This window comes from Streptomyces sp. NPDC088554 (assembly GCF_044752945.1).
In the GTDB taxonomy this organism is placed as follows: Bacteria; Actinomycetota; Actinomycetes; order Streptomycetales; family Streptomycetaceae; genus Streptomyces.
This window is the reverse complement of the sequence record NZ_JBIVMF010000043.1, coordinates 1-19,706: the sequence shown is the minus strand read 5'-3', so window position 1 is coordinate 19,706 and position 19,706 is coordinate 1. Positions and strand designations below refer to the sequence as shown.

21 protein-coding genes are annotated in these 19,706 nt (G+C 70.7%); 17 read left to right on the top strand and 4 right to left on the bottom strand.

The annotated features are described in order from the left end of the window. Positions 1-84: 84 nt before the first annotated feature. The 6 genes from ACIP8W_RS30325 (at position 85) to ACIP8W_RS30300 (ending at position 4,744) form a co-directional block, all read left to right on the top strand. Entirely contained in the window at positions 85-873 is a 789-nt protein-coding gene (locus tag ACIP8W_RS30325) for a hypothetical protein (protein WP_402205554.1), read from the top strand. Positions 874-1,023: 150 nt separating this feature from the next. Continuing rightward, complete coding sequence (locus ACIP8W_RS30320; RefSeq protein ID WP_402205552.1) at positions 1,024-1,740, top strand: DNA-methyltransferase; 717 nt, start codon at positions 1,024-1,026, stop codon at positions 1,738-1,740. Positions 1,741-2,218: 478 nt separating this feature from the next. Then, positions 2,219-2,626 carry a hypothetical protein gene (locus ACIP8W_RS30315; RefSeq protein ID WP_402153909.1) on the top strand — a complete coding sequence of 136 codons (408 nt, stop codon included), beginning with the start codon at positions 2,219-2,221 and terminating at the stop codon, positions 2,624-2,626. Next, positions 2,623-3,279 carry a hypothetical protein gene (locus ACIP8W_RS30310; RefSeq protein WP_402205550.1) on the top strand — a complete coding sequence of 219 codons (657 nt, stop codon included), beginning with the start codon at positions 2,623-2,625 and terminating at the stop codon, positions 3,277-3,279. The genes ACIP8W_RS30315 and ACIP8W_RS30310 overlap by 4 nt, the downstream gene beginning before the upstream one ends. Continuing rightward, positions 3,272-3,424 carry a hypothetical protein gene (locus ACIP8W_RS30305; protein ID WP_402205548.1) on the top strand — a complete coding sequence of 51 codons (153 nt, stop codon included), beginning with the start codon at positions 3,272-3,274 and terminating at the stop codon, positions 3,422-3,424. Before ACIP8W_RS30310 ends, ACIP8W_RS30305 begins: the two co-directional genes overlap by 8 nt. 204 nt (positions 3,425-3,628) lie before the next feature. Further along, entirely contained in the window at positions 3,629-4,744 is a 1,116-nt protein-coding gene (locus ACIP8W_RS30300) for a protein transporter Sec31 (RefSeq protein ID WP_402153903.1), read from the top strand. Positions 4,745-4,894: 150 nt separating this feature from the next. On the opposite strand, the gene ACIP8W_RS30295 is transcribed toward ACIP8W_RS30300, so the two are convergent. The 4 genes from ACIP8W_RS30295 to ACIP8W_RS30280 all read right to left on the bottom strand — a co-directional run bounded on the left by ACIP8W_RS30295 (position 4,895) and on the right by ACIP8W_RS30280 (position 9,742). Then, positions 4,895-6,853, bottom strand: coding sequence for an ABC transporter ATP-binding protein (locus ACIP8W_RS30295; RefSeq protein WP_402153901.1), 1,959 nt, complete (start codon positions 6,851-6,853; stop codon positions 4,895-4,897). 53 nt (positions 6,854-6,906) lie between these two features. Further along, positions 6,907-7,617: a lasso peptide biosynthesis B2 protein gene (locus ACIP8W_RS30290; RefSeq protein ID WP_402205546.1), complete on the bottom strand. Its 711-nt coding sequence runs from the start codon at positions 7,615-7,617 to the stop codon at positions 6,907-6,909. Beyond that, positions 7,614-9,458, bottom strand: coding sequence for an asparagine synthase-related protein (locus tag ACIP8W_RS30285; protein WP_402205544.1), 1,845 nt, complete (start codon positions 9,456-9,458; stop codon positions 7,614-7,616). Before ACIP8W_RS30285 ends, ACIP8W_RS30290 begins: the two co-directional genes overlap by 4 nt. A gap of 125 nt (positions 9,459-9,583) precedes the next feature. Then, the gene (locus tag ACIP8W_RS30280; protein ID WP_402154126.1) at positions 9,584-9,742 is read right to left on the bottom strand and encodes a hypothetical protein; all 159 of its coding nucleotides are present in this window, start codon (positions 9,740-9,742) and stop codon (positions 9,584-9,586) included. A 640-nt stretch (positions 9,743-10,382) separates the two neighbouring features. Here ACIP8W_RS30280 and ACIP8W_RS30275 point away from each other — a divergent pair. The 11 genes from ACIP8W_RS30275 to ACIP8W_RS30225 all read left to right on the top strand — a co-directional run bounded on the left by ACIP8W_RS30275 (position 10,383) and on the right by ACIP8W_RS30225 (position 19,615). Continuing rightward, positions 10,383-11,402 (top strand): transcriptional regulator, encoded by a 1,020-nt coding sequence (locus ACIP8W_RS30275; RefSeq protein WP_402205542.1) that lies wholly within the window; start codon positions 10,383-10,385, stop codon positions 11,400-11,402. A gap of 429 nt (positions 11,403-11,831) precedes the next feature. Further along, complete coding sequence (locus tag ACIP8W_RS30270) at positions 11,832-11,978, top strand: hypothetical protein (RefSeq protein ID WP_402154121.1); 147 nt, start codon at positions 11,832-11,834, stop codon at positions 11,976-11,978. After that, positions 11,975-12,277, top strand: coding sequence for an HNH endonuclease (locus ACIP8W_RS30265; protein ID WP_402205540.1), 303 nt, complete (start codon positions 11,975-11,977; stop codon positions 12,275-12,277). The genes ACIP8W_RS30270 and ACIP8W_RS30265 overlap by 4 nt, the downstream gene beginning before the upstream one ends. A gap of 304 nt (positions 12,278-12,581) precedes the next feature. After that, on the top strand, positions 12,582-13,163 hold the full coding sequence (locus ACIP8W_RS30260) for a bifunctional DNA primase/polymerase (RefSeq protein ID WP_402205538.1): 582 nt from the start codon (positions 12,582-12,584) through the stop codon (positions 13,161-13,163). 49 nt (positions 13,164-13,212) lie between these two features. Next, positions 13,213-13,704: a hypothetical protein gene (locus ACIP8W_RS30255; protein ID WP_402205536.1), complete on the top strand. Its 492-nt coding sequence runs from the start codon at positions 13,213-13,215 to the stop codon at positions 13,702-13,704. Positions 13,705-13,718: 14 nt separating this feature from the next. Beyond that, on the top strand, positions 13,719-15,377 hold the full coding sequence (locus ACIP8W_RS30250; protein WP_402150338.1) for a terminase: 1,659 nt from the start codon (positions 13,719-13,721) through the stop codon (positions 15,375-15,377). 26 nt (positions 15,378-15,403) lie between these two features. Then, positions 15,404-16,831: a phage portal protein gene (locus ACIP8W_RS30245; RefSeq protein ID WP_402205535.1), complete on the top strand. Its 1,428-nt coding sequence runs from the start codon at positions 15,404-15,406 to the stop codon at positions 16,829-16,831. Continuing rightward, positions 16,824-17,627 (top strand): hypothetical protein, encoded by an 804-nt coding sequence (locus ACIP8W_RS30240; protein WP_402150345.1) that lies wholly within the window; start codon positions 16,824-16,826, stop codon positions 17,625-17,627. The genes ACIP8W_RS30245 and ACIP8W_RS30240 overlap by 8 nt, the downstream gene beginning before the upstream one ends. A gap of 58 nt (positions 17,628-17,685) precedes the next feature. Then, positions 17,686-18,405: a hypothetical protein gene (locus ACIP8W_RS30235; protein WP_402150348.1), complete on the top strand. Its 720-nt coding sequence runs from the start codon at positions 17,686-17,688 to the stop codon at positions 18,403-18,405. Between the two features lie 20 nt (positions 18,406-18,425). Then, on the top strand, positions 18,426-18,818 hold the full coding sequence (locus ACIP8W_RS30230; RefSeq protein ID WP_402150351.1) for a head decoration protein: 393 nt from the start codon (positions 18,426-18,428) through the stop codon (positions 18,816-18,818). 14 nt (positions 18,819-18,832) lie between these two features. After that, entirely contained in the window at positions 18,833-19,615 is a 783-nt protein-coding gene (locus ACIP8W_RS30225) for a major capsid protein (protein ID WP_402205532.1), read from the top strand. Positions 19,616-19,706 lie beyond the last annotated feature (91 nt).

The window sequence follows — 19,706 nt, the reverse complement described above, 5'->3', positions numbered from 1 at the left end:
GCGCGCCGCACAACCGTCTGACCAGGGCTGGCGCGCCCCCTCGGTGATCATCACCCTACGCCCCACCGCCTACTGGAGTGCACGATGAGCACCACCCGTACACCCCGCCCCACAGTCACCCAGGATCTGTGGTCGATCGCCCGCCACTGGGGAGACCTGACCGAGGCCCTGACCGCCCACGGCGGCACCTGGCCGCCCGTCATGAGCACCGCCACCCTCACCCATGAGCCGAACAGCGCCGAGGCCGAAGCCGCCACCTGGCGTGCCGAGGCCCTGCGGCTCCTGGAGAGGAACCCGGAACAGCCTGGATGGACCGCCGCCCCAATGCGCCTCGGTGTCTTCGACGCCATGGTCACCGTGCAGGCCGGGCTGTTCGCCCTGGCCGACCAGACCGCGGCCGCCGTGCAACGGCCCGCGATCAGCCCGGCCCCCGTACGACGCGCCCGGCCTGCTCCCCGCCCCGGCTCCGGGTTCGAGTTCCCGGCACGGCCCGAGACGCCGCGCGCTCGCGCCGTCCAGGCCGCGGACGACGCCCGCCGCGACCTCCTCGCTATGAAGGACGCGGCCGATCCCAGGCGCTGGTCCCAGATCGACGACCGCCGACGGACCGTGCCCCACGCTGCTCTCTGGCTCCTGGCCCGGGTCCAGCACACCCCCGGCCCTGTCCACCGCGGACTCACCCCGCTGGAGACCGACCGCATCGCCTCGGCCACCCGTACAGCCGCCCACCTCGTTGAGCACGCCCTCGACGTCGGCGACGAACACGTACAGATCGCGAGCCCCTGCCCGACGTGCGGCGGACGACTCACCCTGTACGGAGGCGGCGGTGCCGTACCCGTCGTGCGCTGCCGGGAATGCGGCGGCATCTGGTGACTCATCGGGTTGTTGCCCGACGCGGGGCAACAACCTGGGCGACCAATCAGACATGGACTCGAACGCACGTTCCATTGCATGATTGGTGGCGTATGCACCGACTCGCGCGCCACCGTGGCGTACGCGAACGTATGGAGGGAAACACCCCGGATGCCTGAATGGACACTGCGCCACGGTGACGCCCTCACCCTGCTGCCCACCCTGACTACCCTGGTCGACGCCGTCATCATGGACCCGCCCTACAACAGCGGCGGGCGTACCAACGCCGAACGCAAGAGCCAGGGTGCCCGCGACAAGTACGTCAGCGGCGACGCCGGGCACCTGTTGGACGCGTTCGACGGAGACAGCCGGGACCAGCGCGGATACACGCACTGGCTCGGACTGATCATGGCGGAGACGTACCGGCTTACCCGTCCCGGCGGCAGCGCACTAGTCTTCACCGACTGGGCGCAGCTCCCCGCCACCTCGGACGCGATCCAGGCCGGCGGCTGGACCTGGCGCGGCATTATCCCCTGGCGCAAACCCATCAACCGGCCCGTACGTGATGGCTTCCGACGCGAACACGAGTACGTCCTGTGGGGCACCAAGGGCGAACCGCTGCGCCACACGCCGACGATCTACCTGCCCGGACACCTCGAAGGCAGCCAGCCGCGCGGCAAGGAACGCGTCCACATCACGCAGAAGCCGGTCGACGTCATGCGGCAGCTCATACGAATCGCCCCACCTGGCGGCCTGGTCCTCGACCCGTTCGCTGGCAGTGGCACCACCGGCGTCGCCGCCCTCCAAGAAGGCCGGGCATTCATAGGAATCGAGGGCTCACACGGCTGCGCCGCCACTGCGCGGGAGCGGCTGACCGCCGCGGCGTAGGCTCCACGAGGGCGCATAACGCGAAAGGCCTCCACTGCATCAGCGCTGCGGTGGAGGCCTTCGCCGTACGACGGACTACTTCTCGGTGTCCTTCAAGTCGGTCCGTTGTCCTTGCCGCGACTTTCTGCTTGCGAAGTAGGGCCGCGCCGCTCGGTAGTCGACAGCGCTAGAGCGTCCGACCTTCACGACCACAGGGAAGTTTGGGTCATCCCGGGAGAGCTGCGAGATCCGCTGGTGAGTGATTCGTGGCACGACCCCTTCACTCACGAGCCGTCGGGCCAATTCTCTGAACGACACCATGTCTGGCCCTCCTTCGTCGTCGGCCATGGCCACCATTCTCTCTGACTTCATTGCCGTATGGCAAGGAAGTCGCTACCGTCGTACTCGGAAACGGGAAAGCCCCCCGGCCCGGCGTTGGAGCGCCACATGGACCGAGGGGCGGACCCACCCGCAACCACGACGAAGGGATGGATCCGTCATGGATCGTATCCAGCTCGCCAGTCCGCTGGTGGCCCCCACCCCCGGCCCGGACACGGGCGCTCCCGTACGGCGTCTGGTCGCCGCCGGGATCCTCGGCCGTACCGGCGGCCGTACCATCCGGACGGTGCGTACGGAGGCCGGCACCATCGGCACCGTCACGCGCGCCGGACAGGCCCGTACCACCCAGCTCGTCCTGGCCGTGGCCCGGCACCTCGCCACGCACCGCCCCGGCGACGTGATGACGGAAACCGCACGCCTGACGGTCGCCCTCGGCATCGCGAAGACCGCGCCCGCCTGCCGCCCGCTGCTCAGGCTGCTCCCGTTCCCCACCGGCGGTACGCGCGGCGAGTACGCCCTCCGTCTGCGCCGGATCACCTGGGCCACCCCGGCCGGCGGTGCCCGATGAACGACATCACCGAGCCCCTCCACGGCTACGCTGCCGACGAGGTCCGCGACCAGCTGCGCGCGGGTATCCCGGCCGTCGTGCAGACGGTCATTGACACACAGGCGGCCGAGCTCCGGACACTGCGCGCCGAGGCCGTCCAGCACCGCGACCTGCTCGCGGCGATCGCCGAGAGCCTGGACGTGCCGCTGCCCAGCATTGCGACCCGTGACGAACTGGTCTGCCGGGGGCTGCTGTCGAGCCGCGCCTCCCGCGTGGTCAGTGCGGCCCGGCTGATCCTCGCCAAGGGGCACTCCCTGGACGGGACCGCGCAGTGGATCCGCCGGGGCGCCGCCAACACCCCGGTCACCTACACCCCGTGGGTCCAGGCCGAGGAGCGCGAGCCGGAGCCACCCGCCGCCGAACCGGAACCGGTGCCGGACACGTCGCTCAAACCCGGCCAGGTGCAGCTGCTCGCCCGGATCCGGGCGACCGGCGGGCGCTGGTCCGCCGGGATGGTCCACGTGTTCTACCGCGACGGCGAGCACCGCAGTGTGCAGCGTGGCACTGCCCGCCGGGACCTGGAGCGCCTGACCGCCCTGGGCCACCTCACGACCCATGGACCGCAGGACGGCCGCTACTACCTCCTCGCGGACAGGGGTGTCGACCGTGGCTGACCCCAAGCCCAGCATCACCGACGACGAGGCCGCCTGCCGGTACCGGCAGGGCCAAGCCGCCATGCGCGCCGAGGCCGCCCGACGTCGCGCGATCGCTGAGGCCACCGCGGACGCCCGCGCCGCCGCTGCTTCGCTCTCCAGCTGAACCGTTCTCCGCGTCGCCCACCTCTGCGGTGGGCGGCAAGGAGAGCGGTCCAGCCCGGACCGCCCTGGCCACGGGAGCACGCCATGCGCCTCTTCTACGTCCTCGGCATCGTCGCCGGACTCGCCGCGCTGGTCTTCGCGGTCACCCGCTGACCTTCTGCCCGCCCACCTGTACTGCATCACCTGCCCGAGAGGCTGCACGTCGATGACCAGCAAGGACATCGTGTCCGGACAGGCTGTCCGGACCAGCGGACAGCGCCTGCCTGGTGTCCGCTACCGCACCGAAACCCGTACCCGTCTCGTCCCCCACACCGTCAACGGCGAGACCGAGCTGGTGGAAGAGGACTACGACGTCCAGGTGCCGGTCCCGCCCAGAGACTGGGACCTGATCGTCCTGCACGCAGTCACGGCCGCCGCCATGGGCCTGATCGTCGTCGCCGTCGTCTGGTCCGTCGCCTCCATCGGCGACCTCCTGGGCCGCGCCATCACAGCCCCCATCGCCTACCTCGGCGCCACCGCGTTCGTGACCGCGTGGATCGTCTGCATGGCCCTCGAATGGCTCGCCCGCTACAACATCGACCGCGCCCGGGGCCCGCGCACCGCCGGCACCGCCGCCCTGCTCCTCGACATGGCCGCCGTCTGCGTCCACGGAGCGCTGGAGGACTCCCTGTACGTCGGCATCGCCGGGGCGTGTGTCTCCGCACTCGCCAAGGGGATGTGGACCGTCGTCATGAGCCACCAGGCGCGGCCCCTGCCCGAGCTGACGCGCCGGTGGCTGGCCAAACGCGAAGGGGATGCCGCTGCCCGGATGGCCATCGGGGCGCAGCTCCGCGCGCTCGCCCGGGTCGAGGGCCAGGCCGCCGTCTACGCACCCCTGCCAGCGGCGGTGGACACCCGCCCGGACACCACGCCGGACACGGACAGTCTGTCCGGGCGCCATGTCCGGACCGTGCACGCCGCTGTCCGCGCAGCCGCCCACGCCCTGCCGGTGGCGAGTCCGCAGGACATCGTGGACCACCTCGCCGCCGCCGGGATCACCACCACCGAGGAGACTGTCCGTGCTGTCCTCGGCACGCACAAGGACAGCACGGACACGACGGACAGCAGGCCACAGCCTCGCGTCCGCCCCATCGCGCCGCGCGGACAGTCCGTCGCGGACAGCGTCCGGACAGCCCTCGCCTCCGGCATCACGGATCCATCCGCCGTCCTGTCCTATGTCCGTGGACTCCACGGACAGGGCGTGTCCGCCGACACCGTCGCCCGGACACGCCGCCGTGAGGACCCATCCCATGGGCATCGAGTACGACACACCTCTCACTGATTGCCGCCGGGGCGCCGTACGGCTCTGCCGACCCGGCGGCGCCGTGCCCATTTCCCGTACAGACAGTGTGATGCGAGCCCCCTTCGTGTGACCGGTTTGGTGCCCTCCCTGCCCGCTCCAAGGGGAAGAGCGGGCGTCGGGGTCGGCTGGCTACGGGACGACGGGGGTGGCGGTGTAGGCGCGGGCCTGCGCGGTCCACATTGCCGCGTACTCGCCGTCTGCGGCCAGCAGGCTGTTGTGGGTGCCCTCTTCGAGAATGCGGCCGTGGTCAAGGACGATGATGCGGTCGGCGTGCTGGGTGGAGCCGAGGCGGTGGGTAATGAGGATGACGGTCCGGTCGGCGGCGAGTTCGCGGATGCGGTCGTAGGCGGCCTGTTCGGCTCGGGGGTCGAGGGCGCTGGTGGGTTCGTCGCAGATCAGCAGGGGTGCCTTGCGGGCGTAGGCGCGGGCGGCTGCGATGCGCTGCCATTGGCCGCCGGAGAGGTCCCGGCCGCCGGACTGGGAGGGGCGGATCTCTGTGTCGAGGCCGTCGGGGAGCGAGTCGATGACCTCGGCGGCGCCTCCGGCGCGGGCAGCGGCGAGAACGGCCTCGTCGCTCTGGTCGCCCTGGCCCAAGCTGATGTTCTCGCGGACCGTGGCCTGCCAGCGGGCGATGTCCTGGGGCAGCATCGCGAGGCGGGAGTACAGCTCGTCGGGGTCGACGGTGGTGAGGTCGGTGGTGTCCCAGGTGACGGCTCCACTGGTAGGGGCGTAGAGGCCCGCCAGGAGTTTGGCCAGAGTCGACTTGCCGGCGCCGTTGTGGCCGACGATGGCGAGGATCTCCCCGCGGCGGACGGTGAGGGAGATGTCGGTGAGGACGGGGGCGGCAGTACCTTCGTACGTGAAGGTGACGCGGTCGGCACGGATGACGGCGGGGGTCGCGGGAACCGGGGCGGGGGCGGCCGGGAGGGTCGTGCGAGCCTTGGCGTCGGCGAGGAAGCTGGACCAGTCGCCGAGGTAGAGGCCCATGCGGTAGGCGGTGGTCAGGCCGGTGGCCATGCCCGTCAGGAGCGCGCGGCTGGTCTGGACGGCGATGACGGCGGTCGCGGCGTCGGCGGTGGGAATCCGGCCGTGGACGGTGAGCCACAGCAGGGCACCGTAGACAAGGAGGGTGGCGGCGCCGGCGAGGGCGTCACCGGCGAGTTGACGGCGGGCGTTGTCGGCGCCGATGCGGGCGGTGTGGTCCTCCAGACGACGGCTCACAGCCTGGTACTGGCCTAGGAGCCAGGGCCGCATGGTCCCGGCGCGGACATCGAGGGCGGTGCTACGCCCGGCGGCGAGGTACATGAGGATGTGGCGGGTGCGGCGGTCACCAACGGCGTGCCGGTCGGCGCGGTGGGTGGCCTGGGCGGCGCGGGCCGCGGTCCAGGCGCGGGGCAGGACGGCCAGGAGCAGCAGGGGCAGCAGCAGCGGGTCCAGGGTGGTCAGGATGCCGGCGGCGGCGGCGATACCGAGGGCGGCACCGGTGACGGCGACGAGAGATTCCAGGACGGTGTGGGCGTCCTTGGCGGCGCGGTTGGCGGCTTCGCCGTGGTCACACCAGGAAGAGTCGTCGTAGGAGGCGAGGGGCACGCGGGTCGCGGCCTCCAGGTAGGCGAGTTCGGCGTGGCTGTCGACCGCCGGCCCGAGGCGGGCGGTCGTGGCGACGGTCCCGGCGGAGGCCAGGGAGCGGGCGGCGGCGACGGCTGCCAGGGCCAGGAGGGCGAGTTCGGCGCGGTCGAGCCGTTCCAGCGGGGCCCCCGCCGCGAATAGGGCCGCGAGCGCGGTCCGGGTGAGGTGGAGGGCGGCGGCCGTCAGCGCGCCGACGGCGAGTTGCAGGCCGAGCAGGTGCAGAAGTGCGGTGCGGTCGGCCTGCCAGGCCAGGGCCAGGGCGATGCGGGCAAGGCGGGGCAGGGTACGGGCCATCGTGACCAGGCCGTCGGTGTGATCCTCGTGGCGCTCGCTGCCGAGCGTCCACGCGGGGAGCGGTTCGGGCCCCGGCCGCCGGCGGCGGAGACGGTTCCCGAGCCGCTCCGCCAAGGGGAGGCGGGGGTGCGGGGCGGTTGGTGTGCGGGGTTGTGTGTCTGTCACACCTCTCGCAACGCGTCACCCATACGGGTGGATACGCAACTACCCCTAGTCCATCACGCGTTCGAATCTCCAATGGTGAGGACGGCCAGGTAGGGCCAGACCCGGTCGTTCTCGTCCTGCCCGATCACGTGCCCGTCGGCGACGACCCAGGCGTGGGCGCCACGCGGCACGAACCGAGCCCCCAGGACCCACCGGACCGGGCGGCCTGTGAGTGCGGAGGCCAGGTGGACGGCGAGGGACTCCTCCAGGCAGGCGACACGGCCGGGCCACCAGGTCCCGGCGGCGCGGACGGCGGCGAGGACGGCTTCGGCGTCATGGACGCGGGCGGGCCGGCCGGGCAGGCGGGTTACGGCGAAAGCGAAGGTGACGACGTGCCGGATCGGCAGGAGCCGCAGCAGCAACAGGGCGGCGGCCAAGCCGATACAGGCGCCGGCCCGGCTTCGGGCCGCAGGGCGGACGGTGGGGGCGAAGCGGACCATCGGGGGCGAGCCCGGAAGGCTGTAGTGGACGGGGCGTCCGGCGCGGAGGCGGTCGAGGTCGGCGGCCACGCGGGTGAGGTCGGCCCGGACCCGGTCGGGGTCGGCGCCGGTCGCGGCCCATCGGGCAGTGGCCTCCTCGATGGCGGCGGCCCGTTCGAGGATATCCGCCGGCAGGTCAAGGAGGTCGGCGGCGATGGGGTCGAGGACTGTCCATCGGCCGGTCGCGAGATCGAGAACAGCTGCTCCGGCGGGGCCGCGGGAGACATAGACGCGGGGCTCGGTCATCGGCTGGTCTCCCGGGCAGGTGTCGGCTCCCACCAAGCGTCGAAGGAAGCGGGACGGTTGGTCAGCCACACCTCAATGGCGACCAGGGCATGCAGGCTCCCGAGATCGGCCGGGGAACCATGGATCGTCCGGTCCAGGGAAACGAGGGCGGCGGGGCTGTCGATGAGGCCCGTCTCGGCCAGGGTCGATCCGGTGAGGAGAGCACGCAGGGCGGAGGCGTTGGCGCGGAGGCCGTCGTAGACGCCGGTGAACGGAGTCTTGGTACGGCGGGCCAGGACCGGAGCGTGCACGAGGCCGGTGAGGGCGGCGCGAGCCAGGGGTTTGAAGTCGCCCGGACGGCGTCGCTCCCAGGCAGGGACAGCCTGGCAGACGTCGACGATCCGGGTGTCGAGGAACGGCGCGTGCACCGGCAGGCCCCACAGGGCGCGGGCGAGGATGTCGAGATTTGCGTGCTCAATGCCCGTGGCTTCCAGAGCGAGGCGTTCGCGGAGGGCACCGGGGCCAACAGCGGGGTCGGCGGTCTGCACGCGGGAACTGATGAAGTCGGCCAGGGCAGTGCGGCCACCTGGGGTGAGCCAGCGAGCGGCGGACAATGGTCCGCACCAGCGGGCCACGTCGGCGGCGTCGGGAAGCCCCCGCGGGGCGGGCCCGTCGAGGATGGTACGGGCGAGGCGGGCCAGCGCTGCGGGGTATGCGTCGCGTCCGGTGGCTGTGACCGCGCGCAGTACGGAGCGGGCGGCGCTGCGCCGGTCCCGGGCGACTCCGAGGGCGTCGCGGAGGGCTGCGATACGGGCGCCGGAGCGGTAGCGGTCGGCGGGGGACGCGAACGCGTCGAGGACGTTGTCGCCACCCCCGCCGGTGAGGTGCCCGGTGCTGCTGGTGGCAACGGCGGGAGCGAGCTGGGCCTCCAAGATGCCGAGCATGCCGACGCTGAGCGCGGGAGCGTCGGTGACGGGAACGCTCGTTGGCTCCGCGAGCCGGTCGAAGTGCCGACTACCAGCACGGTGGCCGTCGACGAGGTGCTGGGTGATGGCCGGGTAGGCGGCGGCGATCTCCGCCGCGTAGCGGGCATCGTCCTGGTCGGCCATCGCCGCGTCGACGTAGGTGACGGCGGTGAGGTCGGTGTGGGCGGCGGCCAGGCAGGTGATCGAGCTGGAGTCGACGCCGCCGGACAGGTCGCTCGACAGCGGCCGTCCGGTCAGGGCCCGGCGGCCGACCGCGAGGGGCAGTTCGTGGCGCAGGGTCTCGGCGGCGTCGGCGAACGAGCGGCCTACCTGGCGGGGAGGCCGCTGGATCGTAGGCGGGATGTCGGGGGCGAGGGCCAAGGCGCTTCCCGGTGGGACGCGGTGGATGCCCTCGAACCAGCCGTCGACGGCGGGCTCCACGCCCCAGGTGGTGACCTCGGCCAGCAGCCGGACGGGGTCCAGGGCCGCGCCGGTGAGGGCGGCGAGTGCGAGCGCGGACGTCGACCAGGTCACCGTCGATCCGGTGGAGGTCCAGTGCACCGGGACGGTGGCGGCCCGGTCCCCCATGATCCGGACGATGCGGCCGACCTTGACGATCCCCAGGTAGGAGCCGGGCAGTCGGCCGGTGCCGTGCCACTGGCCCCGCGCAGCTGCGTCGGCGGCGTCGCGGGCCTCCTCGGCGGTGGCCAGGCAGGTGCCGACGAGGATCACCTCCGCGGTGCCGTCCCGGGACACCGCGCGCCGTACTTCGTAGGGGTCGTGGTCGACGGTCCAGGCGCGCAGGGTGCCGTCGTTGTGGATCTCGTGGCCGCCGCGCGGACGCGGGCCGGCAGTGTGCGGGGGAGTGCGGGTGACCGTGCCTGCGACGTGCCTCATATCGGGGGCTCCCTGCTGGTGGACGTTCCGGAAAAGGCAACGCGCGCCCGGAACGGGCCAGCCCGTGAGGACCGGCCGTCCCGGGCGCGCGTTCACCCAAGGCGCCGAACGGCGCCGGAGAGCGGTCAGCCCTGGTAGTACATGGTGTGGTCCGGGTTGTTGAAGCCACCGCTGCCGAGGGTGACCTCGACAACCGCGCCGAGGTCGGCGACCTCGGGGGTCGTAAAGCCCTCGGAGGTGGTGGGGGCCTGGGCGGTCTGGATGCTGGTGCTGGTGTTCTCCATGACGATCTCCTTCGTACGTATACGGCTGTCGGATCAGGTCTTCCAAGGCCGGTGTGACGTGCTGACCATCGGCCTCGAATGGAGGTCGAACGTCGCCCCTCCGTCTCGCACCCGGTGCTGTGCTGCCGGGCTGAGACACATCACAGCGCGCATCGCCGCCGCCGGGAAGATGCTTCAAGTTGCTCTGGGTTGCCGCCAGTTGCTCCGGTTGCCTTGCTCCCGAAACGCGTTCCCCGCCGCCCTCCCATCGCGCAGACTTGGGGCTCTGTATCCCAGGAGGTCAAGCGTGAGCGCGATTCTGGAAGACCGGCACCCGCTCAACCAGGTGCTGACCGTGCGCGGGTGGACGAACGAGTACTGTCTTCGCCGAGTCGCCGCCAGGCACAAAGACCTTGGATACGGGGCCATGGCGGTCCGCAAAGAGAAGATCAGCCGCTGGACCCGGCCGGAAAGCCCTCAGACTCCAAACATTCCGACCCAGCTGGCGATGGCCGATGTCCTCGGAATAGACAGCCGGGAAGTCCACGCCAGGCCCTGGCCGCACTGGCTCCTGCTCGCCTTACGAGACGACACCACTATCTGGGAATCACCCTGGACCCCGGCGGGAACCATCCAAGCACTCGAAGACGCCGGAGGACCCATGGAGCAGGACCGACGCCGATTTCTGATCGCCACGACCGCCACGGTCGCAGCGGTCCTTGCCCAGTGGACCACCGCCGAGCCCGCCACCGCATTCTCATCCAGCGGCCGCCAGATCGGCGCCGCCGTCGCCGACCGTTTCGACAGCCGACTCAACGAGCTCCGCCACCTTGATGACGACCTCGGCAGCGACCACGTCTACGACGCCGCTCGCGCCGAGAGCCGTCTCATCACCCGGCTCCTGCGGGACAACACCTACAGCGAGGAGACCGGCCAACGCCTCCACGCCTGCGCGGCGGAAGCCTCCCGACTGGCCGGCTGGTGCGCGTTCGACAATGGCCGGAACGCCGCCGCCGAGAAACACTTCATCACCGCCCTGCGGGCCGCCGCCGGGTCCGGCGACCGTACGGCCGGAGCGACCACACTCGCCTTCTGGGCGAACGTCCGTTACTCCAACAGCCACCCCGACCCCCGCGGAGCACTCGATCTCATCGACGGGGCCCTTGCCCACCGCGCGAACATCACCTCGCCCCGGGTGCTGACAATGCTCCACATCCGCCAGGCCCGCGCCTATTCGATCGCCCAGGAACCCACCGCCGCGTACAGGGCGATCGACGACGCACTCACCGCGTACGACCAGGGCATCCCGCCGGACGAGGACCAGCAGTCGATGTACTGGGTCACCACGGGCGAGGTATTCCAGGCCGCCGCCTCAACCGCGCTCAGCCTCGGCGACCCGCAGCGCGCCCTGACGTATTTCTCGGCGGCCGCGACCCACCACGACCCATACGACCCGGAGAAGGAACCACGCGGCACAGCGATCTACCTTGCCCGGAAGGCCGAGGCGTACCTTGCACTCGGAGACCTGGACGGCGCCGTGGAGACGGCACAGCAGTCCGTCAACCTGCTGGGCGGTGTCAGCTCTGCACGTGGCAGCGAAACCCTGATCGGTCTGCGCTCCGAGCTCACCAGGCACCGCGCCATACCGGTCGTGAAGAACTTCCTCAACGAAACCGCCTGACGATTGGGGGCCCGCACACTCGCTGCTGGTACCCGTCGGCCCCACTGGTCTTCCCCCCACCCGGTGGGGCCGACGTACATCACCATCATGGTCCCCATCTACACCAGCAACCCAGGTCCGAGCGCCCGCCCCACGACCGCGCTTGACTTTCAGTAACCAGTCGTCACATACTCCTCCCAAGTCCGTCGTGCCCGGACACAGAACCTCAGGCCCCCTCCCACCGGGGGCCTTTCGCATACCCCACCAGCAGTACTCCCCTCCCCGGAACGCCCCCTCCTTCGGCCGAGAGGACCCAGCCCCTTACGCCTACGCCTCAGCGACGGCACCCGCGAGATACTCCTCGACGCCACGCTCACAGAGGCCGAGGTCGCCGTGCTGTGCCTCTGGTCCGCCATTGCTGCGCCCGAACCGTCGGCCGCCGGGCCGTGCATGCTGATCGGGTTCGCCGGGGGCGACCAGGCACTCGACGGTGTTGCCCTCGACAGCAGCACCGAGCGTGCCGTCCCCGATCCGTACGACGACCAGGACGACGGCGAGCAGCAGTGCCTGCGAGGCGAGAGGCGGGCGCGATCATGAGCGGCGGATGGGCGGGGAGCAACCGGCGTGCTGAGCTGCCGCCGGACTGGTACACCGTCATCCGCCCGTCCGTCCTGGCCCGTGACGAGTACCGGTGCCGACAGCGGAGCGAGGGGCGCGTGTGCGGGCGCCCGGCGAACCAGGTCGACCACATCGGCGACCGCGCCAACCACCGGTACGAGAACCTCCAGGCCCTGTGCGCGGACTGCCACGCGCTCAAGTCCAGCCAGCAGGGCAACGCCGCGCGTTGGGCGAACCGTGCGCGCCGACCGCCCGAGCGGCACCCCGGCCTGCACTGAATCCGCCGTGCCGTGCTGGGCTGCAACCCGATTTGACTGTGCACCCCCTGGGGGTGACTCCCCTTCCCCGCCCGGCGGGAGGCCCGGGAGGTGCTGCGGCTCGGATTCTGTACGGGTCTGGGGAAAACGGCCGCGTGGTGGCGCGCGGGCGGCTTGCTGGCGGGCGAGCACGGGTGCGGCGGGGTGATTCGATGCCGTGCGGTTGAGGGGCCGCACGGAGCGTCTCACCCCGTCGCCCCACTGATACACACCTGATACCCGCAGGTCAGAGCGCTAAAAGCGTACGCCGCGATATCATGGAGGCATGGCAACACCGACCTGCGAGCACTGCCCGAACCCGCTGCGCATCACTGCGCGGCGGCACGCGAGGTTCTGCTCGCCACGGTGTCGCGCCGCAGCGCATCGCGCGCGCCGCACAGTGCCCGCCGAGCTCACGAGCCGGCCGCGCTGGATCCGGCACACCGCTCGGAAGGTTCCGATCACGGTCGACGGCGGCACGGCGAGCAGCACCGACCCGTCGACGTGGTCGCGCTACGCCGACGCTGCAGCGAGCAGCGCCGGCGCCGGGCTCGGGTTCGTCCTCAACGGCGACGGGCTCGTGTGCCTCGACCTCGACCACTGCATCGCGCCCGACGGCGAGGTCGCCGGGTGGGCGCAGACGATCCTCGACGCCGCCGACGACACGTGGGTCGAGGTGTCCCGGTCCGGCGACGGGCTGCACGTGTGGGGGCGCGGCGCACTGCAGAGCGGCAGGCGCATCACGGTCAACGGCGGCTCGGTCGAGCTGTACGCGACGGGCCGGTACATCGCAGTCACGGGGCGGACGCACGGCGACACGCCGCGGCGCCTCGGCGAGCTGCAGCACGTAATCGACGTACTGCTGTAGCGCCCCGACACGGGTGTGCTGCGGCGCACCCGACACGGGAGGTACAGCCATGGGAGGAACCGGCCCGGCACCGAAGCCGAACGACCGGCGCGCGCGGCGCAACAAGGATGCGATCCCGCAGACCGTACTCAGGTGGGAAGCGGCGACGGCACCCGAGCTGCCCGACTTCCGTATCGAGCGCGACGGGCAGCTCGTCGAGTTCGTGTGGCCCGAGCGCACCCGCGAATGGTGGCAGATGTGGATCAACTCCCCGCAGGCCGAGCACCTCGGCTCGGCTGACTGGCAGTTCCTACTCGACACCGCCCTGATTCACGCGCAGATGTGGCGCGGCAACTTGACCGCGGCCGGCGAGCTGCGGCTGCGCGTCGCTGCGTTCGGCGCTACGCCGGCCGACCGGGCTCGGCTGCGAATGGTGTTCGCCGAGGCGGACGGGCTCGACGGCGGCCGCGGCTCGTCGGGCGCCCCGTCGGCCCGGTCGCACTACGGCGAGCTGCGCATGATGCCGGGCGGCAAGACCGACCCGGGCGCGGACACTGACTAGCTCGGGGGTCCGCTGTGCCATGGCGGGGACCGGAGTACGAGGGAGAGCTGCCTACCCTCGGATGGCAGGTACTCGACTGGATCATCGAGCACCTTGCGCAGCCCGGCCGCGATGAGTACGAGCCGTACCTGCCGACGAAGGAGCAAGCCGAGTTTCTGCTGCGGTTCTACGAGCTGCACCCGGTCACCGGCAAGCGGGTCATCCGGCGCGGCGTGCTGTCGCGCTCGCGCGGGTGGGGCAAGTCCCCGTTCCTCGCGGCGATCGCTCTCGCCGAGGCGTGCGGCGACGTCGTCGCGGCAGGGTGGGACGCCTACGGCGAGCCGGTCGCTCGACCGTGGTCGTCGCTGCGCACGCCGCTCGTGCAGGTGGCTGCAGTCTCCGAGGCGCAGACCGCGAACTCTTGGGCGCCGCTGCTGGAGATGGCGCGCGGCGGGTCGCTCGCCGACACGTACGGCGTCGAGGTGCTCGACACAAAGGTGCTGCTGCCTCGCGGACTGATCGAGCCGATCACGTCGTCGGCGACGTCGGTCAAGGGAAACCCGGCCGTGTTCGCGATCCTCGACCAGACCGAGGAATGGAAGGAAGCCAACGGCGGCCGCCGGCTCGCGAAGACCATGAGGTTCAACGCGGGCAAGCTCGGCGGCAGCCTGATCGAGACGCCGAACGCGTTCACCCCCGGCGAGGGGTCCGTCGCGGAACAGTCGGCTGCGGACTATCAGGCGATCCTCGACGGGCGGTCGCGCGGCCGCGGCATCGTGGTCGATCACCGCGAGGCGCCCGGCGATACGGACATGACCGACGAGCAGTCGCTCGTCGCCGGGCTGCGGTACGCGTACGGCGACAGCAGCGATCACCCCGACGGGTGTGTGCTGCACGACCCGCCGTGCCCGCCCGGTTGGTCGCCGATCGAGCGGCTCGTCGAGGACTTCGCAGACACCTCGAACGACCCGCAGGATCTGCGGAGCGACTACCTGAACCAAGTCACGCACGCGGCGGATGCGTGGCTGTCACAGCCCGAGGTTCGCGCGGCGTCCGATCTCTCGAAGGAAGTCGGCGAGGGCGAGCGCATCACGCTCGGGTTCGACGGCTCGCGGAAGCGGGCGCGCGGCGTCACGGACGCGACCGCGCTGATCGGCTGCCGGCTGTCCGACGGGCACGTGTTCACCATCCGCGTATGGGAGCAGCCCGAGGGGAAAGCCGGCGAGAACTGGCAGGTGCCGGTCGTCGAGGTGCTCGCCGAGGTCGCCGCGACGTTCGACCGGTACAACGTCGTCGGGTTCTACGCCGACCCCGCGAAATGGGAATCGCACGTCGCCGACTGGGAAGCGGCGTACGGTCCGCGGCTGCTCGTGCAGTCGACCCGGAACCACCCGGTCGAATGGTGGATGACCGGCGGCCGCTCGACCCTGATCGTCCGGGCGCTGGAGAAGTTTCACACGGCGCTCGTCGAGCGTGAGCTCACGTACGACGGGTCGTCGGTCCTTACCCGGCATCTGCTCAACGCACGGCGCCGCAAGACCCGTTCGGGAATTCAGATCATGAAGGCCCATCCGGACAGCCCCGACAAGATCGACGCCACGGTCGCGTCCGTCCTCGCGTGGCAGTGCCGCCTCGACGCGATCGCCGCCGGTCTCGCTGTCGAGGCCGAAGAAATGGGCGGGTTCACGTTCTGATCACGAGCCCGGAAGGGGGCGACGGCGTGCTCGACGAAACCCCGGACTCTCCGGATTGGTGGCTGTTGCGGCTCGGCAGGAAGCTGCGGGCGCGGCAGGGGCAGCTCGACGAGTGGTGGCGGTACTACCGCGGGCAGCCGCCGCTGCCCGAGCTGCCCAAGAACGCCGAGAAGGCATTCGTCGACTTCCAACGGAAGAGCCGTACGAACTTCTGCCAACTGATCTCGAACGCATCCGTGCACCGGCTGCTCGCCCTCGGCGTCACCGGACCGGACGGCGAGCCGGACGACCTCGCCTCGCGATGGTGGCAGCAGAACAGACTCGACAGCCGACAGAAGCTCGTATGGCGGGTCGCCATGACGCAGAGCGTCGGGTACATGCTCGTCGGTCCGCACCCGACCCGCACCGAGGACAACGGCCGACCGTCACCGCTGATCACGCCCGAGCACCCGCGCGAGTGCATCGTGTGGACGGACCCCGAGACCGGCGAGCCGTACGTCGGGCTGAAAGCCTGGTACGACGAAGTTGACGGGTACGGGTACGCGGTCGTGTTCTTCGACGACGTGCGCTTTCCGTACCGGACGAAAGAGCGGTGCGGCCGCCGGCTCCCGTGGGGGCCGGATTCCTGGGAGTGGATCGGGGGGCCGGACGGCGAGCCGCACGACCTCGGCATGCTGCCGCTCGTCGAGTTCGCCCGCATGCCCGATCTTGGGGAAGAGCCCGAGCCCGAGTTCGCCGGCGTGCTGGACATTCAAGACCGCGTGAACATGGGGATCTTGAACCGCATGGCCGCATCCCGGTACAGCGGGTTTCGGCAGAAGTGGGTCAAAGGCCACAAGTTCGCGAAGCGGACCGACCCGGCGACCGGGCTCACTGTGGTCGAGCAGCCATTCGTTCCCGGTCCTAACTCGCTGTGGGCGAGCGAGGGCGAGAACGCGCAGTTCGGGCAGCTCGACGCGACCGACTTGAGCGGGTTCCTGAAAGAGCACGAGAGCGACGTGCGCGACATGCTGATCTTGTCTCAGACCCCCGCGTACTACTACGCCGGGCAGCTCGTGAACATCGCGGCCGACACGATCGGGGCGCTCGACATCCTGCACGTGGCGAAGTGCAGGGAGCACATCGCAGCGTTCGGCGAGGGGATCGAGTCGGTCATGTCGCTGTGTGCCGCACAAGCCGGCGTGCCCGAGGACTACACCGAGGCCGAGGTGCGGTGGGCGAACCCGGCACACGCGTCCCTCGCGGTCAAGGCAGACGCAGCGACCAAGCTCAAGAGCATCGGCTATCCGCTCGACGTCGTCGCCGAAGAGATGGGCGAGACGCCGGCGCAGGTGCGGCGCATCACGGCGGGCGCGGCGTCTCAGGCGCTGCTCGCCGCCTCGCTGCTGCCGGCGCCGACCGCGGCGCCGACTGCGGGCAACCTCGCGGACGACGGCGGGGCACTCGATGGGTGAAGCGCTGCAGGCGGCGCTTAGCGACCGGTACGACGCACTGTCGGGCTCGCTGCGCGACCGGCTGATCGGGTTCGTCCTGGACGCGTTCGACAGCCTCGGCAACTACCGGGACGCCGACGCCGCTCTGTTCATCGAGCGCGTGCTGCCCGTCGTGCTCGCGACGCAGCAGCAAATGGGGCAGCTCACTGACGCGTACCTCTCGTCAATGATCGCCGACATGCTCGGCGGCGCGGCCGCCCCGGCGGGCGTGCAGCTCGGCGAGGCGCTGCGCGGCACCCCGCCCGAAGAGGTGTACCGCCGGCCGTTCGTCACTGCGTACACGGCCCTGTCACGGGGCGCGGACTACGCCGACGCGATCGGGCAGGGGCGTACGCGGCTGCTCAGCATCACCGAGACCGATCTGCAGCTCGCCCGCACGCACGCGGCGCAGCAGTCCATGCGGCGGGGCGGCGCCCAGTTCTTCCGCCGGCGTCTCAGCAGCGGGAAGAACTGCGCGCTCTGCACGATCGCCTCGACGCAGCGGTACCGGGTGGAGAACCTCATGCCGATTCACCCGGGCTGCCACTGCAAGCCCGAGCCCCTTCCGGGCAACCGCGATCCGGGACAGATCATCGACGAGCGGCTGCTCGAAGAAGCACACGACGCCATCACGAAGGGTGTCGGTTCCTCCGACCGCGGCGGCCGCGCCCCCGATTACCGCGACGTGATCATTACGCGCGAGCACGGCGAGATCGGCCCGTTGCTGGCCGTACGCCGCGATCACTTCACCGGACCGGACGACATCCCGGCCGCGTGACGTACGGCGCCGACACGGCGCACCCTCGCTCACCCCACCCGACACGGGAGACACAGCCATGCGCGCAACACCTCGCCCCCTGCCCGGCATTCAGTCGGCGGGCTGGACCCACCCTTACCCGAGCCACCCGTTCTCGCCCGTGCTCTACGCGGACGGCGGCGACGGAGACGACAAGGGCGGCAAGACCGGCGACGACAAGGGCGGCAAGGGAGACGGCACCGACGACAAGCCCGACACGGGCAAGGGCGATTCGGACGTCGAGAAGTGGAAGGCGCAGTCACGGAAGCACGAGGAGCGCGCCAAAGCGAACGCCGCCGCGGCGAAGGAACTCGAAGAGCTCAAAGCCGCGAACGCCACGGACACCGAAAAGGCGATCGGCGAGGCAGTGAAGAAGGCGGTCGCCGAGGAACGCTCGCGCGGCGCCGCTGCCCTCGCTCGGCAGGTGTTCCTCGCCGGCGCGTCCGGCCGGATCGAGAGCCCGACCGACGTCGTCGAGGACGTGAACCTTTCGAAGTACATCGACGCGAACGGCGACGTCGATGAGGACGGGCTCGGCAAGTTGATCGACCGGCTCGCGCCGAAGAAGCCCGACACGGGCGACGGCGAGGGCGACAACAACGGCGACCAGGACGGCGGCAGCGACACGCGTCGCCGGACCCGTGGCAGCGGCTACCAGGGCACGCGGCAGCGAGGCGGCAGCGGCAGCGGCGGCAGCTCGCTCGCCGAGGGCGCCGAGCTCTACAAGACGCTGCTTGGCGGCGGCGCCAACAAGACCTGATCTCGGGAGGGATCACACCCATGGAACTCAGCATCAAGACGCAGACATTCGGCACCGACGATCAGTCGTGGCTCGGGTCCGAGCACGGGACGCAGGCGACCGAGACGATCACTCTCGACACCTCGCTGTTCACGCCGGCGACGCACTACCCGGCCGGGTTCTTCAAGTCGGGCATCCCGCTCGGGCAGATCACGGTCGGCGGGAAGTACGGCCCGTACGACAACGCCGCGACCGACGGTCGCGAGAAGCTCGTCGGGTTTCTGTTCTCCGCCGTCGGGGCGCCTCTGGTCAACACACTCGACCCGTCCGGGGCGCTGTTCACACACGGCAAGGTGCGCGAGTCGCGCCTGCCGCTGGGTGCCGTCGACGCCGCCGGTAAGACCGACGTCGCCGGCTCGATCCGGTTCGTCTGAAAGGAAGTGATGAGATGAGCTGGACCCTGGATACCGATTTCATCGAGCCGACGGCGCTCACCGGGCTGATTCGTGCGGCGCTCGCCGATCTGCAGGTGAACCGCTTCACGCTGTCGCGGTGGCTGCCGAACGTGACCGTCGACGACATCGTGTTCGAGTTCACGAAGGGCGGCGGGGGGCTCGCCGAAACGGCGTCGTACCGGTCGTGGGACACCGAGAGCAAGATCGGCCGCCGCGAGGGGATCGGGAAGGTCATGGGCGAACTGCCGCCCATCAGCGAGAAGATCCCGCTCAACGAGTACGACAGGCTCAGGCAGCGCAAGCTCGCGAACTCCGACGCTCTGCCGTTCATCGCTCGCGACGCGAACCGCATCGCGACGAACATCGGCGCCCGGTTCGAGGTCGCCCGCGGCGCCGCGCTTGTCGGCGCAGCTGTGCCGGTCCCCGAGTTGAAGACGACCGTCGACTTCGGGCGGATCGCTTCGCACTCGGTCGTCGCCGCGACGCTGTGGTCGGACCACGCGAACGCGACGCCGCTCACCGATCTCAAGTCGTGGCAGCGTACGTACACCGCGACGAACGGCGAAAAGCCGGCTGTGATCCTCATGCCGGATCTCGTGCTGATGCACATGTCGCAGTGCGAACAGGTGATCCGGCAGATCTACCCACTCGCGCCAGCCGGCTCGGCGCCGATGGCATCGAACGATCAGGTCAATGTCGTACTCAAGTCGATGGGGCTGCCGCTGGTCGAGGTGTACGACGCGCAGGTGAAGATCGACGGCGTCGCGACCCGGTGACGGCGGTCTCCGTAAGCTCCCCGTGTGCGGCCAAATACCGCGCAATTTATGGCCACGGGTTTCCCCGCGTACGGCCAGATCTTCTCCCCGC

What these genes read in the sequence shown, in the direction of transcription:
- ACIP8W_RS30265 (WP_402205540.1), top strand. Translation starts at nt 11,975, where the DNA reads ATGAGCGGCGGATGGGCGGGGAGCAACCGGCGTGCTGAGCTGCCGCCG.
- ACIP8W_RS30225 (WP_402205532.1), top strand. Translation starts at nt 18,833, where the DNA reads ATGAGCTGGACCCTGGATACCGATTTCATCGAGCCGACGGCGCTCACC.
- ACIP8W_RS30270 (WP_402154121.1), top strand. Translation starts at nt 11,832, where the DNA reads ATGCTGATCGGGTTCGCCGGGGGCGACCAGGCACTCGACGGTGTTGCC.
- ACIP8W_RS30260 (WP_402205538.1), top strand. Translation starts at nt 12,582, where the DNA reads ATGGCAACACCGACCTGCGAGCACTGCCCGAACCCGCTGCGCATCACT.
- ACIP8W_RS30230 (WP_402150351.1), top strand. Translation starts at nt 18,426, where the DNA reads ATGGAACTCAGCATCAAGACGCAGACATTCGGCACCGACGATCAGTCG.
- ACIP8W_RS30280 (WP_402154126.1), bottom strand. Translation starts at nt 9,742, where the DNA reads ATGGAGAACACCAGCACCAGCATCCAGACCGCCCAGGCCCCCACCACC.
- ACIP8W_RS30285 (WP_402205544.1), bottom strand. Translation starts at nt 9,458, where the DNA reads ATGAGGCACGTCGCAGGCACGGTCACCCGCACTCCCCCGCACACTGCC.
- ACIP8W_RS30320 (WP_402205552.1), top strand. Translation starts at nt 1,024, where the DNA reads ATGCCTGAATGGACACTGCGCCACGGTGACGCCCTCACCCTGCTGCCC.
- ACIP8W_RS30235 (WP_402150348.1), top strand. Translation starts at nt 17,686, where the DNA reads ATGCGCGCAACACCTCGCCCCCTGCCCGGCATTCAGTCGGCGGGCTGG.
- ACIP8W_RS30300 (WP_402153903.1), top strand. Translation starts at nt 3,629, where the DNA reads ATGACCAGCAAGGACATCGTGTCCGGACAGGCTGTCCGGACCAGCGGA.
- ACIP8W_RS30315 (WP_402153909.1), top strand. Translation starts at nt 2,219, where the DNA reads ATGGATCGTATCCAGCTCGCCAGTCCGCTGGTGGCCCCCACCCCCGGC.
- ACIP8W_RS30310 (WP_402205550.1), top strand. Translation starts at nt 2,623, where the DNA reads ATGAACGACATCACCGAGCCCCTCCACGGCTACGCTGCCGACGAGGTC.
- ACIP8W_RS30255 (WP_402205536.1), top strand. Translation starts at nt 13,213, where the DNA reads ATGGGAGGAACCGGCCCGGCACCGAAGCCGAACGACCGGCGCGCGCGG.
- ACIP8W_RS30325 (WP_402205554.1), top strand. Translation starts at nt 85, where the DNA reads ATGAGCACCACCCGTACACCCCGCCCCACAGTCACCCAGGATCTGTGG.
- ACIP8W_RS30290 (WP_402205546.1), bottom strand. Translation starts at nt 7,617, where the DNA reads ATGACCGAGCCCCGCGTCTATGTCTCCCGCGGCCCCGCCGGAGCAGCT.
- ACIP8W_RS30240 (WP_402150345.1), top strand. Translation starts at nt 16,824, where the DNA reads ATGGGTGAAGCGCTGCAGGCGGCGCTTAGCGACCGGTACGACGCACTG.
- ACIP8W_RS30275 (WP_402205542.1), top strand. Translation starts at nt 10,383, where the DNA reads ATGGAGCAGGACCGACGCCGATTTCTGATCGCCACGACCGCCACGGTC.